The following is a 14,155-nucleotide window of genomic DNA, read 5'->3' on the forward strand; positions in this document are numbered from 1 at the left end:
GGCAATGGAAAACAGGCGCTACATCATCAACCTGAGTTGCGACGATCATCCGGGAATCATCCGCGATGTCGCCACGTTCGTTTCGAGCCGCGGCGGCAATGTGCTGCAGAGCGCCCAGTCGACGGACGAAGTCACCGGGCAGTTCTTTCTGCGCATGGATTTCGAGGTTCCGGTGATCAATGGTTTCGACAGCATCGAGGCGGATTTTCGGCCCATTGCCGATTTGCATCGAATGAAATGGCGCCTGGCGCCGGCGGATGTCAAAGGCAGGATGCTCGTCATGGTTTCCCAGTATGGCCACTGTCTGAATGACCTTCTGTTTCGCACGACCCTGGGGGCGCTGAACGCCGACATCGTGACGATCGTCTCCAATCATGAAACCTTCCGCGGGCTCGCCGACCACTACAAGGTGCCATTTTTTCATCTTCCCATCACTCCCGAGACCAAACTCGAACGTGAGCAACAGCTCCTTGCGCTTATTGACGAGTACCGTGTCGACCTGGTCGTTCTCGCGCGGTACATGCAGATCCTCTCCGAGTCTCTTTGCGAACGACTTCCCGGCAAGGTCATCAATATCCATCATTCGTTTCTGCCGAGCTTCAAGGGAGCACGTCCCTACCATCAGGCGCATGCGCGTGGCGTCAAACTAATCGGAGCGACCGCGCACTATGTCACCTCCGATCTGGATGAGGGGCCAATCATTGAACAGGATGTCGCGCGTGTCGACCACGGAATGTCCCCCGACGAACTCGCCGCGCTCGGTCGCGATGTCGAATGCAGCGCGCTGTCGCGGGCAGTGAAGTGGCATTTGGAGCAGCGGATAATCCTCGACGAGAACCGCCGCACCGTGGTGTTCCGATGACCGGGAGGCGAGATGCTTGAAATCGATTGTCCGTTTTGCGGCAAACGCCCGGAGGCAGAGTTCTGGTGTATCGGGGAAGGCACTGCATTGGTCCCATCATTGGACGCATCAGCCGATGATCTGCAAAATTATCTGTATTTCCGTACCAACGGCAGCGGTGAAATTTCGGAGCAGTGGCTGCATCGGCACGGTTGTGGCGAGTGGCTTACGGTCCACCGGAATACGAAGACCAATGCCATTTTATCGGTGACATTCATGAACGACGACTCGAATACAAGGGGTCGACGTGAAGACCGATGACCGGATTGCGCCAGGCGTGAGCGACACGCAACGCGTCTCTTTTGTATTCGATGGAAAGTCGTACAAAGGCCTCGTAGGCGACACGCTCGCTTCCGCGCTGTTGGCGAACGGAGTATTTGTAGTAGGACGAAGTTTCAAGCTGCATCGGCCCCGAGGCATCCTGGCAGCCGGTGCTGATGAGCCCAACGCCATCGTGCAACTCGAACCCGGTTCGGAGCACTCGGAGCCTGACCTGAAGGCGACCCAAGTCGAGCTTTATGAAGGCCTCACGGCGTCGAGTGTCAACCGTTGGCCCAGCGTCGACCTCGATTTCGGTGCCGCACTGGGCGTGCTGAAGCGATTCCTGCCGGCCGGGTTCTATTACAAGACGTTCATGTGGCCAAACTGGCATACGTTCGAGCCGTCCATCCGCAAGGCAGCAGGACTCGGCGTTGCCCCGAAGAACGCGGACCCCGATCAGTACGACATCCGCCATGCTCACTGTGATGTGCTGGTGGTCGGCGCGGGGCCCGCTGGACTTGCGGCGGCGGACAGCTTGTCGAAGGCCGCGGCGTCGGTGATCCTCGTCGATGAGAACGCCGCAGTGGGGTCATCCTTCATGTGGATGGCGAGCGATGCAGGAAGACAGCACTCGCTGGACTGGGCACTCAGTCGAGCGGAAGCGGTCCGTGCGCGTCCGAACGTGCGGGTGCTCCGTCGGACCACTGCGACGGGATATTACGACGACAACACCTTGACGCTCTTAGAGAGGGTTGCCGAGCATCTACCCATTGCATTGCGCGCCGGGCGTGTCAAGCAACGGCTGTGGATTGTGCGTGCGACGCATGTGGTCATTGCCACCGGTGCGCACGAGCGTCCCATTGTGTTTGGCAACAACGATCGCCCGGGCATCATGCTGAGCAATGCAGGTGCTACCTATGCTGCGCATTATGGCGTGCGGCTGGGCGTATCAGCGATCGGTTTCACTAACAACGACCGTGCCTACCAGGCGTTTTTTTCCACACATGATGGCGGCACGCCGGTTCGCGACATCGTAGACAGTCGCGCGACGCTTTCTGCCGAACTCGCCACAGCGTGTCGAAGCAGGCGGATCACACTGCATCTCGGTTCTGTCGTCTGCAACGCATCCGGCGGGAAGCGCGTAAAGAACGTAGAGATTCGCGCGGCTGACGGAAAGAGTCGAATCGTGTCATGCGATCTTTTACTCATGTCTGGTGGTTGGTCGCCGGCAGTGCACCTTTATTCTCAAGCTCAGGGGCGGCTAAGATATGACCGCGACCTGGCAATGTTCAGGCCGCAAGCCGATCCTGCCCGGGAGCGATGCACGGTAATCGGTTCGGCCAACGGGACAATGGGCGCACAGAGCGCCGTCCTTGAAGCGATGAATGCGGCCGCGGCGATCGCCGCCCGGTTGTGCTTGGAAGCCGGCGCGGAGCCGGCAACGCCCAAGCCGAAAGATTTGTCCGACACGCAATATCGTATTTCACCGCTATGGCGCGTAGAGGGATCGAGGGCATCGGCGTGGGTCGATTTTCAGAATGACGTCACAGAAAGCGATGTCCGGCTCGCCTCGCGGGAGAACTTTATCTCGGTCGAACATCTGAAGCGGTACACGACGATGGGGATGGCGTCGGACCAGGGAAAGACCAGTAACGTCAACGCACTGGCGCTGCTCGGCGTAGCGACGGACCGCACGCCGGATCAGGTCGGCACCACTCGATTCAGGCCGCCCTACTCGCCGGTGACGATCGGTGCTTTCGGCGGTCATGCCCGCGGCGACCTGTTCATCCCCCGCCGATATCTTGCCGCTCATGATGCGCACCTGCGCCACCACGCGCAGATACTCGAATACGGGAGCTGGATGCGACCGGCCTTTTATCGACTGGGCTCGGAAACGGATGAGCAGGCATGGAATCGCGAGGTGCTTCACGTCAGGAGCAAGGTCGGCGTGTTCGACGGCTCGCCCCTTGGAAAGATTGAGGTCAAGGGACCGGATGTCGTCGCGTTGCTGAATGCGGTATATGCGAATGAGTTAGGGACACTTGGCGTTGGCAGATGCCGCTACTCGGTGATCCTCAACGAGGGAGGCGGCATTCTGGATGATGGTGTGATCGCCCGCTTGAGCCAGAATCATTTTTTGGTCGGCACCTCGAGCGCGGGCGTCCAGCGCGTGCTCGAAGCGTTCGAGTACTGGCGGGAAAGCGGCAAGGGATTCCGGGTTGCGATCATGCAGGCGAGCGATCAGTGGGCAACCTACGCGATAACTGGCCCCGAGTCTCGTCGCGTAATGCAGTCGTTACCGATAGATATTGATACCAGCAAGGATGCGTTTGCGCATATGTCGTTCCGTGAAGGCCATCTGGACGGCGTTCCTTGCCGGGTTGCGCGAGTCAGTTTCAGTGGCGAAATGACCTTTGAACTGAGCGTTCCCGCTCATTACGGACGCGATGTGTTCGAGCGGATTATTGCGGCTGACGCCGTTCCATTCGGCGTTGAAGCGCTAATGATCATGCGCACCGAGAAGGGCTTCATACACGTCGGTGTCGAGACCGAACCCTCCACTACCTTGCGGGATGTCGGCATGGGTGCACTGGGAAGCAAGAAGGTTCTACCTTTCGTCGGTCAGCGAGCGGCGAAGCGCACAGCCATGACTCATGAATCGCGGTTGCAGCTTGTTGGCATCGAATGCGTGGACCGTTCGCAGAAGATCCGTGCTGGCGGGCATTTGGTAGCGGGCCCGGGCGAACCCAGCGAAGGGCATCTCACATCATGCATCTGGTCGCCGGTCCTCAAGAAATACGTAGCGCTTGCCTTGCTGCGCGCCGGCGCAAGTCGTCTCAACCAGACTATCAAGGTCTACGATGATGGAAAATTCACCGACGCACGAATCGTTGGCACCTGCTTTCTCGACCCGGACGGCGAAAAGCTTAGGCTTTGAAAAGGCAGCGAAGGCGTGGGGCGGCGCTGCGGCAGTCGCCACCTCATGGGGTGATCTACGGATCGATGCACGCCCGTTGTTGCAGAAAATCTGGGTGACATTTGCGACTCCGTTGGCCAACGACTTGCATGTGAGCGACCTCGTGACATTGCCTGCCGCGCGGATGCCGCTTTCTCCAACGGGCATTTATGCACTGGCGATCAATCGCTATAACAAGCTGCTCTTGTCCGAAGATGGTGCCGGGATCGAGCATGTCACTTCGGAACTTTCGAAGCGCGAGGACATTCTGCTCGGTGATGCAAGTTGCGCAATTTCATCGGCCGTCGTATGGGGCAAGCACGCAGCCGAGATGCTCGCTAGGGCGGCGTTTGTTGATGTTGCGAATTTTGCCAACGGTGAGTATGCGCGAATGGAGTTCGGGCACGCCGTGGTCATCGTGCATAAATCTGGGGACGCGTTCTGGCTACATTGGCCGGAGACGCTGACAGAGTACATGTTTGGATGGTGGGCATCGGTAACGTCCTTCGAGCGTGATTGACCTATGTCGGTTCAGCCGGATGCGCCATGGGTGCGTTAGAAACCTTCAGGTAACCGAGTTTAGCGTCGAACATCGAAGCGTTTTCTACCTGGCGAGGTAAGCGATCAAAAGCATCGTCCGATTGGGGGTGAAACAGAAATTGCCGAGCTTCGCGAGTTTGAGCGGCCAATCGGCAGGCTCGCGCCAAAGAACGTAGATGCAACACCACGCAAGGCGCTCAGTACGAACCGTACACGATCACTCCTGCCTTGCACCCGGAACGCGCGATTGCTCAAAAATCCCTCGCTTGCGGCTGCTCCATAATGCATGCAAAATAGAATCCTTATGTTGATGCAGGGCCGCTTCCCAGCGTGCTTTCGATCTAGCTAGGAGGGACGCCCTGCGAGCAAATCATCGAAAGGATGGGATTTATGCTTAAGGCGTCGTTGTCTGCGACGAGCCAGCTCGCGAAGTTTTCGATGAATGCCACCGGCTTTCCCGAACTGGCTCGTAAGCGCGCAATCGACGCGATCACGGATTGCGCCGCCTGCATGCTGGCAGGCGCGCGCCAGCCGCTCGCGGGCGCTGTCGCGCGGGCAATTCCGACTTTCGAGCACCGCACAGGCGCAGCATCGGCCGCGTTGGTCGGTGCAGCCAGGTATGCATCGCCGCTGGACGCAGCGCTCTTCAATGGCGCCGTGGCGCATGCCCTGGATTATGACGATACCAACCACCCCGCCTACGCACACCCGAGCGCTGTTATTGCACCCGTCCTGATGGCAGTCGCCGCGACGGAGCCGGTCACTGGCAGCGATCTGATCTCCGCCTATATAGTCGGGCTTGAAGTGTTCGGCAAACTCGGCCGCGTGTTGAACCGAGGGCATTACAAGCGGGGCTGGCACGCCACGGCGACGTTTGGCACGTTGGCAGCCAGCATGGTAGCCGGGCGATTGCTCCGACTTGACCAGCGAGCGATGGAAATGGCGATCGGTATCGCCGCGTCGTCGGCAGGTGGGCTGAGAGTGAATTTCGGTAGCATGGTCAAGCCACTCCACTCGGGCTACGCCGCGCGCAATGGTCTGCTTGCCGCGTTGCTGGCGCGCGAAGGGCTTGAATCGAGCATAGACACGCTGGATCATCGCTATGGCTATTTCGCGCTCTTCGCTAACGAGGGGGAGATCGATCCGCAACCCTTCCAGCATCTCGGCGAGTCGCTAGAAATCCTTAGCGAGTACGGCCTGGCGCTCAAGCCTTATCCGTCATGCGGCGCCACTCATCCGGGTATTGAGGCGGCAATCGCGCTGCACGAGCAACTTCGCGGACAGACAATTCGCTCTGTCCGTGCGGGCGTGTGCGAGATGGCGTTCGAGCCGCTGATCTATGTTGGACCGCATGACTCGCTGCAAGGCAAGTTCAGCATGCATTATTGCCTCGCGGTCGGTTTGCTGGACGGCAAGGTCAATTTGGATAGCTTCACAATGCGGAGGATCAGCGATCCGGCAATCATTGATTTAATCCCGAAAATTGTTATGGAAACGGACGAGCGAATCCGACACGACGGCGAATTCGCCACGATTTTGACCGTGGTGACGGAGGATGGCCGGGTGCACGAGAGATTCGTACCTCTGGCAATGGGCAAGCCCGCACGCTGGCTTTCGCGTGAACAGCTGAAAGCGAAATTTGACGACTGCCTCGGCGAATCAAAATCGTCTGCCTCCCGCGATGCAGTCTTTGACAGCCTACAATCCCTCGATCGCGAAGAGGCGGCAGCCGCCATGTTCGAGATCTTGTACGAGAGCAGGTTTTCAACCGAGGCCAACACCGCGTCTAAGTAACGGCAAGCGCCCGCTGCGGCGCTGCTTGAAGAACTGGCGCCTGTTGTGCACGAAGCATCGCACTTGAACCAACCGCATCAACACACTCTCATTTTCTGCCATGCCCCTAGCCAAAACAACCTCGCCTTCCGAATCATCAGCCCCCGACGCGCTGGTTCAGGATGTCTACGAAGCGATCAAGGACGCGATATTGGCCAACCGGCTGCGGCCGGGCACCAAACTCACTCACATCGCATTGGCGGAAAGTCTTGGCGTTTCACGTACGCCCGTGAGGGAATCACTCGAGCGGCTGTATCAGGAGGGCTACGTCACCCGCATCGTCAATCGCGGATTCTTCGTCGCGGAGATCGATGTTCACGAGTTACGAGACTTGTATCAGACGCGCGAAGCGCTCGAACTATATGCGTTGCGTCGGGTACTGGAAGGCGGCATTTCGGGCGCCGCGGCGACACGGCTGGAGAGCATCAACGCGCATTATCACGCCCTTTGCATGGAAAACCTCAGCCGCGAACGGCTGCTGGTCGATCGCGACTTTCATTTACTGCTCGCCGAGCAGGCCGGCAACCGATATCTGTGCGACACGTTGAGTGCGATCTTCGAGCGGTTGATCCTGAAGCGGCGCGTTGAAGGCTTTCACGACCTGCGCGGCATCCAGCCGTACGAAGATCATGCGCGCATTCTCGAGGCGGTAGTCGAGCGCGACAGCAAGACCGCAGAGGACGTGATGCATCAGCACATCGAAGGCGCGTGCAATCGTTTCATCCGCTATCTCGAGCCTGGCGCGACCCCGGCCGTATCGCTGCGTACGCCGTCGCTCTCCAAGCGCCGGCCCGCAAAGACAATCCGCTCATGAGCACCGCCGTGCGCGTCACGTTTCCAAGCGAGCGAGTGGCCATGGTCACGATCGACCGGCCGAATAAACGCAACGCCTGTGATTTCGATGCGTGGACGGCACTAGGCGACGCCTTTTTGACCCTTGCGACGCGCGACGAACTACGCGCAATGGTCCTGACGGGCGGTGGTGGGCACTTTTGTGCAGGCAATGACATAGGCGCTGCTGCCGCCATGGCAAATCATCCTGACTATGCTGAGCGGCACACTCTCATTGTTGAGCGTTGTTTTAACGGCTTACGGCAGATGCCGTTTCCTGTCGTCGCTGCGATTCAGGGCGCCTGCGTGGGCGGCGGTTGCGGACTTGCGGGTTATTGTGATTTTCGTTTGGCGGACCGCACCGCGCGCATCGGCATCACGGCTGTCGCACAGGCCGGCGCTTATCCGACGGCTTTACTGGCGCGGCTAGTGGGCATTGTCGGGCAGAGCGCCGCGCGGCGCTGGCTGTATGGTGGCGCGCTGCACGCGGCGCAAGACGCGGCGCGCGACGGCTTCGTCGATCGCGTGGTTGGCGGCGATGTAGTCAATACCGCCCTGGAACTTGCCAGTGAGTGGCTCGACAAAGAGCCCCTGGCGCTACGTGCCTGCAGGCTGCAAATAGATGCGATCGTTGAAAATGCGCTGGATACGCGCCGCGACGAAATCGATGCTGCGATAACAGCGACTCGCACCAGCGCCGCTCGCCAGGAAGCAGTGACGGCGTTTCTCACAAAACGCCGCCCTGGTGTCAACGGGCGTTGACATGTATCGCGCTGCTTAGTGATTTATTTCCTCGAGGGTCCGGGCCCGTGTGGATGGCACCAGCAGAATCATCCAGATGGCCAGGACCATCGCCACGCAAATGAAAATCGCCACACCGAGCACGCCATATTCGCGCAACAGAAAACCAATCGCAAGGCCAACGAATGCGCCTGATATCCGGCTCCATGAATAGACGAAGCCAATCGCTCGGGCTCGAATGCGGGTCGGATATAACTCGGCCATGTAACTACGGTACGCATACGTCATGGTGTTCGACGCGAGCGTGAACACAACGCCGAGCAGAGTCAGCATGATCGGTGACGACGATTGCGAGAACATCGCGATAACTGCGCCCATCGCGAGCAGGCTCACGCACACCTGGAACTTTCGCTCGCTCTTGTCGGCGATGAAGGTCCCGAGTAACGAGCCGAACGGATTGGCGATTGCAATGACAAACGCATATTGCAAGCTGGCCGTGACATGGACGCCGCGACCGATCAGCAGCATGGGTACCCACGCCGAAAAACCGAAGTATCCAACCACCTGCGCCATGTTAAAGACAGATAAAATTGTCGTACGCTTCCGATAGAGTGGGCCGAAGATCTCGCGCAGCGACCCGCGCCCCTCTATTTCGCCGGTAACAGGAAGCGGTGCCGGCAAAGGCAAGTTTTTTTCGGCGACGACTGAGCGCTCGATCTGCGCAACCACCTGTTCTGCTTTATCGATGAAGCCATGCGTTGCGAGCCACCGCGGGCTTTCGGGCACACGAAGCCGCAGCACCCAAACGATCGCGGCGCCGACCGTTCCAATCAGGATCACCACACGCCAGTAATCGAGTCCAAAAGGGTGCGTGTCTCTCAACGCGTAGGCGAGAAACGCTACGAGGGGCACCGCTGAGAACGTGATTAGCTGGCTCACCGCGAAAGCACGACCGCGCTCCTGACTGGGAATGAGTTCAGAGATGTACGCATCGATCGTGACCAGCTCGACACCGATGCCGATGCCCGCAATGAAGCGCCAGATGTCAAGTGCAAAGCCGCTCGTCTGCATCGCCATAATCGCGCTCGCGGCCACGTACCAGATTAGCGACCAGGTGAACACCTTACGCCGTCCCCATCGGTCCGCAACGTAACCCACAAGCAACGTTCCTACCCAAAGCCCGGCGAAGGTCGCAAATACGAAAGTGCCAAAGCCAGCCACTGCTATCGGCTGGAGTTTCGCGAACCAACCGAGTGACGCGGGAGTGAACAAGCCCGACTGAACCATTCCCGGCGCCAGATAACCTGTGAACAGCAGATCGTAGTACTCGAAAACGCCTCCGAGCGAGATGAGAATCACCATCGTCCAGATGGTGCGCGACGGGGGAAGCCTATCCAGCCGTGAGGCAATTTCGGCTGCTTGCTGAGCGGACATGCGAGTCTCCAGAATATTTTGATTTATTGAATGCAACGCAAGGCACGTCGGACGTGCGCTCATTTCAGGGCTGAAACTTGACCAATGCGTCGATCGCGATCACCGGGTCGGGACCTTCGGCGCGTACAAACAGCGGATTGATTTCCAGTTCGGCAAGCAGCGGCTGGGCGTGGGTAAAACGATTGCCAAACGCGACAACGGCCGCGACGAGCGCCTCGACATCGCCGCGTGGACGACCTCGGAAACCACTGAGCAAGGTCCACAATTTTAGCGTTGCCAGTCCCGCGCGCACTCGCGCTGCATTGGTCGGCAATGCGAGATATGTAATATCCCTATGCAGCTCCACCAGCGTGCCACCCATGCCAAGCGCGAGAATCGGTCCAAAGTCGGCATTGCGCAGCGCCGCCATCAGCACCTCGGTGCCGCCATCTATCATCTCCTGCACGAACACAGACGCCTCGGCGTTTCCGAGTCGCTGGCGCGTAACAAGAGCGGCGAGCCGCAGTTCATCGGCGTTCTGCAGATTGAGCGTGACAAGGCCCAGCTCCGTCTTATGGTCGACGTCTTCAGGTATGGCCTTAAGCGCGAGCGGAAAGCGCAAGTTGGCGCACGCATGAGCAACGTCCTCTGCCGGCCCAACGATGCACCAGCGTGGCACGGCAATACCGCACTCGCTAAGATAGCGTTCGACTTCCGGCCAATCCGAAGGTCCACTTACAGCGGCGACGCCGACGCTGCCAGTCCCGTCAAAGCCGGGACGCGCTCCACCCTCGCGCGCAGCGTAGAGCCAGCCGAGGTACTTCGCGGCTTCAGCCGGATCGCGCGCGCAAATGATGCCGTGCTTGCGAAAGCGTCCCTTGTCGGCCTCGGGAAGTGCATCACCGAGAAAACTGATCACGAGCGGTACTTGTGCGCCGGCGGCGACCGACCCCAGATAGTCGATGCGATCGTTGACGTCGCGCGGACCGCGGTTGGCGACCTGGACAACTAGCGCTTCGGTATGCGGGTCGTTGGCAAGGATTTGCAAGCACTGGTTAAACAGACCTGGATGCGACAAAACCTGGCCGGTCAAGTCGGTTGGGTTGTCTGTGCCGCCGAAGCTTGGCAGCGCCGCCGCCAGAGCTGCGGACGTTTTTTGATCGAACGTTGATAGTGGGACGCCATGCGCCTCGAACAGATCGACCGTCAGCGCCCGCGTGCCGCCAGGAATGCTGAAGACCGCGACGCCTCCTTGCACTCCACGCGCGGGCGGCAACGGAAAGGTCGTCAATACATCGGCGAATTCAATCAGGTCGGTAAGGGTCGGCACCTGCACGACGCCGGCCTCACGCAGCAACGCTTGATACACGACATAGTCGGACGCCACCTTGCCCGTGTGCGATGCGGCCGCCTTGCCGCCAGCCTCGCTATTGCCAGATTTCAGCGCGGCAATGTGGACGCCCTTCTGCCGCGCCCGATCGAGCAGCCGCAAGAGTCTCTGCCCGTCTCGCAGCCCCTCAATGAACAACAGCACGACTCGCACATCGTCTCGTTCGATCATCCACTCCAGATAGTCGGCAATAGTGAGAACGGTCTCATTGCCGACACTCACGACATATTCGCAGCCAATGCCGTTGTCCTGCAGATGACGCGCAATCGCCCCGGCCATCGCCCCGCTCTGGCTGATAATTGCAATCGGCGCACGATGCAGCGCGCCGCGCCGGGCCGCCGAGCCGAACGTGAGCATCAACCGGTTGCCGACAGACCAGATGCCTTCGCAGTTCGGCCCGACGACCGGTATGCCGGACTGCGCGGCGGCGCTGGCGAGATCGAGCGCGTACTGGCGGCCCTCCTCGGTTTCCTCGAAACCGGAACTCAGCACAACCACCGCCTTGATACCTTTGCGGGCACACGCGCGCACAGCTTCCGGCACGTGGCGCGCCGCTAGTGTGATCAGCGCGACGTCAGGGACTTCGGGCAGCGCATCAATGCTGGGATAGCAAGGATAGCCACTCATATCCTGGTATTTCGGATTGACGGGGAATATCCGTCCTTGATAACCGACCTGACACAAGATCGCGAGCGGCGCGCCTGTCATCTTGGCGGCGTCAGCGGAAAGACCGATCAGCGCAACCGATTGCGCGAAAAAAAGCGGATCGAGCGACAGCGGCGTCCGAGGGCGAGTTACTTCACTGGACATCAGAAGGTTCCTTGAGTAGCTTCGTCAGGCAAATTAATTTGTACACCTAATTAGATTAGCTTTCGGTGCGCGAGCGACTTTACCTCCGCGTCACTGTATCCGAGTAAATCACGCAGTACCTCGCCCGTGTGTTCGCCGAGCATTGGCGGTGGCATACGGATGTCGCCGGTCGCGGCGCTGAAGCGAAACGGCACGCCGAGCTGGCTAAGCTTGCCGAGCCCCGCATGATCGATCGTTTGAATCATCGCGGGAGAGGTATCTCCGAGCTCGCGGTAGGCAGTAGCGAGATCGTTCACCGGCGCGCAAGGAATATCGGCTACTTCGAGCGTGGCGATCCAGTACGCGGTGGACTGCGTCGCGAACACCTCGGCTAGGATGGTCACCAGCGCTTTTCGGTTCGCGACGCGAGCCTGATTGCTAACGAAGCGTGGATCGGTGGCGAGTTCCGGATGTCCCATGGCACCGCAGAAATCGCGATAAGTCTTGTTGGTGCCGGTGGCGACCACCACGGAACCATCTGAAGTGGTAAATGCCTGATATGGCACCAGTTGCGGATGGCCGGAGCCGAGCGGCCCGAGTTGCGCGGCGCCATCCATTATCGCAACCGAATAGTTGGACAACATACTCATGGTCGCATCTAGCAGGGAAACGCTGACCTCCTGACCTTGGCCAGTGCGCTCGCGGTCGTAGAGGGCGGCAAGAATCGCTGTCGCGAGATATATACCCCCGCCGAAGTCCGCGATCGACGCACCCGGGCGGATCGGCTCGGCGGAGTCAAGCGCGCCGGTGATGCGCATGACGCCGGAGCGAGCCTGCACGGCGATGTCCATGCCTGCCTTGTCGGACAGCGCGCCGTCCATCCCATAGGCGGAGATGTTCGCGTAGATCAAGCGAGGGTTCAAAGGCTTTAGACTCGCGTAATCCAGCCCGAGTCGGGTGGTCACGCCGGGACGGAAGTTCTGCACCACGATATCAGCCCATGCTGCCAGCTTTTCGCAGACTTCGCGGCCTTCCGGCGATTTAAATTCGACGCAGATGCTGCGTTTGTTGCGATTGATCGCAAGAAAATAGTCACCGCCGACACGCGGGATGTCGGATTGAAAGCGTTCACTGACGTTCATATAGCGGGTCGCGTCGCCGCGCTCGGGCTTCTCAATCTTGATGACGTCGCAGCCGAGATCGCCAAGCACCATCGTGCAATAAGGGCCGGCGACGCCGTGCGTAAGATCCAGGACCTTAAGTCCTTCCAGAGGTCTGTGCATGGTTTTGTCCATTTACCGATAAGCCACGTCGCGTGTCGGCAGTCGAACGACTGCCCTGCCATCGCAGTTGCGCTCGCCGCGCTGGTTGGTTCCCCACCAGACGATGTCAATGAGCGCCTCGCCCCTTTCCTTACGCTTGCCAGTGACCTCCCCTGTCAGACGGGTCAGGTCGCCGACCAGATTGGGACGCGTCACGCGGCCGTCCAGCCGCCGTACGAAACCCAAGTCTCCGCACCAGTTCGTCAGCAAGTGTCCGGCCCAGCCGATTCGCTGCCAGCCCTGGTCATAAGCGCCGGGCATGCCAATCTCGTGGGCGATTTCCGCATCGAAATGTCCGGCTGCCGGGTGCATCGGAATATTGCGGGTCGGCGAATAATAGACGTTATGCGGATGTCGGTCTCGCTCGAGGAAAGCGAGCTTCATCACGTTGTAGACAGTCCGGCGGCCCGAATAGAAACCTACGATATCGACGAGCGTCAGCGGACCTTTCTGCACCACGGGCAGCGTGTCACCGATCGCGATGTCGTCCCAGTAACGCGTGTCAGTGCCGCGCCGCTCTTCGGTTCGATATCCCTCGGCGATTTCCTCGATCTCGTCTTGCGTGTACTTGTACGGCGGCGGGACGCTCGCGGCTTTGTCGACCGCAAACTTAAAACCACCGCCGCTGCGCCGCCGCGGAATTCGATAGATATCGCCTTCATAGCGGGTCACCAGCTCACCCTGCTGGTTGTAAAAAAGCACTTCGCCAACCTGGTTGACGTAACGCTCGACGCTGCGGCCTTCTTTGATCTGCACATCAATCAGGCGCGCTTGCGCGGTGATCGTGTCTCCCGCCTTGACCGGCTTGAAATGCTCGAAGCGCGAGCCGGCGAAAATCCATTGGATGCCTGGCAGGCCAGGCGCCACAATACCGCTGTCGATCGTGTACAGGAACGTAGGCGGCGCGATCACTGTGCCGTGAGCGCTTCGCTTGCCGTAGTCCACTTCTGAGAACATCGGGTTATCGTCACCGACGCTGTAGTGCGCCCAGCGACGAATATCGTGGACCGAGATCGGCTCGTATATCGCCGGGGTATGCACATCGCGGCGTAGCCAAACGCCTATTAGCGCTCGCGATTGCTCAATTTGCTCGTCGCTGAGCGCCGGCGACTCTTCGCCGCTTCTGACGAGCCGCTTCTTGTTTGGCTCGGATGATGACGATTGGGACATGATTTTTC

The 14,155-nt window shown here is 59.5% G+C and carries 11 protein-coding genes; 7 read left to right on the forward strand and 4 right to left on the reverse strand.

The genetic code is table 11. The features are described 5' to 3' along the window. The first annotated feature begins 4 nt into the window (after positions 1 to 4). The 7 genes from purU to ACMX25_RS27665 all read left to right on the forward strand — a co-directional run bounded on the left by purU (position 5) and on the right by ACMX25_RS27665 (position 8,084). Entirely contained in the window at positions 5 to 862 is an 858-nt protein-coding gene (purU, locus tag ACMX25_RS27635) for a formyltetrahydrofolate deformylase (RefSeq protein ID WP_414953183.1), read from the forward strand. Between the two features lie 12 nt (positions 863 to 874). Beyond that, positions 875 to 1,162, forward strand: a complete 288-nt coding sequence (locus tag ACMX25_RS27640) for a sarcosine oxidase subunit delta (protein ID WP_414953184.1) — start codon at positions 875 to 877, stop codon at positions 1,160 to 1,162. After that, positions 1,149 to 4,100 (forward strand): 2Fe-2S iron-sulfur cluster-binding protein, encoded by a 2,952-nt coding sequence (locus tag ACMX25_RS27645; protein ID WP_414953185.1) that lies wholly within the window; start codon positions 1,149 to 1,151, stop codon positions 4,098 to 4,100. The genes ACMX25_RS27640 and ACMX25_RS27645 overlap by 14 nt, the downstream gene beginning before the upstream one ends. A 94-nt stretch (positions 4,101 to 4,194) precedes the next feature. Then, complete coding sequence (locus tag ACMX25_RS27650) at positions 4,195 to 4,638, forward strand: hypothetical protein (protein ID WP_414953186.1); 444 nt, start codon at positions 4,195 to 4,197, stop codon at positions 4,636 to 4,638. A gap of 458 nt (positions 4,639 to 5,096) precedes the next feature. Beyond that, positions 5,097 to 6,452 carry an MmgE/PrpD family protein gene (locus tag ACMX25_RS27655; protein WP_414953245.1) on the forward strand — a complete coding sequence of 452 codons (1,356 nt, stop codon included), beginning with the start codon at positions 5,097 to 5,099 and terminating at the stop codon, positions 6,450 to 6,452. A gap of 100 nt (positions 6,453 to 6,552) precedes the next feature. Continuing rightward, positions 6,553 to 7,305 (forward strand): GntR family transcriptional regulator, encoded by a 753-nt coding sequence (locus tag ACMX25_RS27660; RefSeq protein WP_414953187.1) that lies wholly within the window; start codon positions 6,553 to 6,555, stop codon positions 7,303 to 7,305. Continuing rightward, the gene (locus ACMX25_RS27665; protein ID WP_414953188.1) at positions 7,302 to 8,084 is read left to right on the forward strand and encodes an enoyl-CoA hydratase/isomerase family protein; all 783 of its coding nucleotides are present in this window, start codon (positions 7,302 to 7,304) and stop codon (positions 8,082 to 8,084) included. Before ACMX25_RS27660 ends, ACMX25_RS27665 begins: the two co-directional genes overlap by 4 nt. Before the next feature lie 15 nt (positions 8,085 to 8,099). Here ACMX25_RS27665 and ACMX25_RS27670 read toward each other — a convergent pair whose 3' ends face one another. The 4 genes from ACMX25_RS27670 to ACMX25_RS27685 form a co-directional block, all read right to left on the reverse strand. Further along, complete coding sequence (locus ACMX25_RS27670) at positions 8,100 to 9,497, reverse strand: MFS transporter (RefSeq protein ID WP_414953189.1); 1,398 nt, start codon at positions 9,495 to 9,497, stop codon at positions 8,100 to 8,102. A 64-nt stretch (positions 9,498 to 9,561) separates the two neighbouring features. Further along, positions 9,562 to 11,676 (reverse strand): acetate--CoA ligase family protein, encoded by a 2,115-nt coding sequence (locus tag ACMX25_RS27675; protein WP_414953190.1) that lies wholly within the window; start codon positions 11,674 to 11,676, stop codon positions 9,562 to 9,564. Between the two features lie 50 nt (positions 11,677 to 11,726). Further along, positions 11,727 to 12,950, reverse strand: coding sequence for a CaiB/BaiF CoA transferase family protein (locus ACMX25_RS27680; protein ID WP_414953191.1), 1,224 nt, complete (start codon positions 12,948 to 12,950; stop codon positions 11,727 to 11,729). Further along, complete coding sequence (locus tag ACMX25_RS27685) at positions 12,951 to 14,147, reverse strand: MaoC family dehydratase (RefSeq protein WP_414953192.1); 1,197 nt, start codon at positions 14,145 to 14,147, stop codon at positions 12,951 to 12,953. Positions 14,148 to 14,155: the final 8 nt, after the last annotated feature.

The sequence above is a fragment of the Caballeronia eucalypticola genome (assembly GCF_047608185.1).
In the GTDB taxonomy this organism is placed as follows: Bacteria; Pseudomonadota; Gammaproteobacteria; order Burkholderiales; family Burkholderiaceae; genus Caballeronia.

Excerpts from the sequence above, each read along its gene's own strand:
- purU (WP_414953183.1), top strand. The coding sequence starts at position 5 with ATGGAAAACAGGCGCTACATCATCAACCTGAGTTGCGACGATCATCCG.
- ACMX25_RS27640 (WP_414953184.1), top strand. The coding sequence starts at position 875 with ATGCTTGAAATCGATTGTCCGTTTTGCGGCAAACGCCCGGAGGCAGAG.
- ACMX25_RS27655 (WP_414953245.1), top strand. The coding sequence starts at position 5,097 with ATGAATGCCACCGGCTTTCCCGAACTGGCTCGTAAGCGCGCAATCGAC.
- ACMX25_RS27660 (WP_414953187.1), top strand. The coding sequence starts at position 6,553 with ATGCCCCTAGCCAAAACAACCTCGCCTTCCGAATCATCAGCCCCCGAC.
- ACMX25_RS27665 (WP_414953188.1), top strand. The coding sequence starts at position 7,302 with ATGAGCACCGCCGTGCGCGTCACGTTTCCAAGCGAGCGAGTGGCCATG.
- ACMX25_RS27670 (WP_414953189.1), bottom strand. The coding sequence starts at position 9,497 with ATGTCCGCTCAGCAAGCAGCCGAAATTGCCTCACGGCTGGATAGGCTT.
- ACMX25_RS27675 (WP_414953190.1), bottom strand. The coding sequence starts at position 11,676 with ATGTCCAGTGAAGTAACTCGCCCTCGGACGCCGCTGTCGCTCGATCCG.
- ACMX25_RS27680 (WP_414953191.1), bottom strand. The coding sequence starts at position 12,950 with ATGGACAAAACCATGCACAGACCTCTGGAAGGACTTAAGGTCCTGGAT.
- ACMX25_RS27685 (WP_414953192.1), bottom strand. The coding sequence starts at position 14,147 with ATGTCCCAATCGTCATCATCCGAGCCAAACAAGAAGCGGCTCGTCAGA.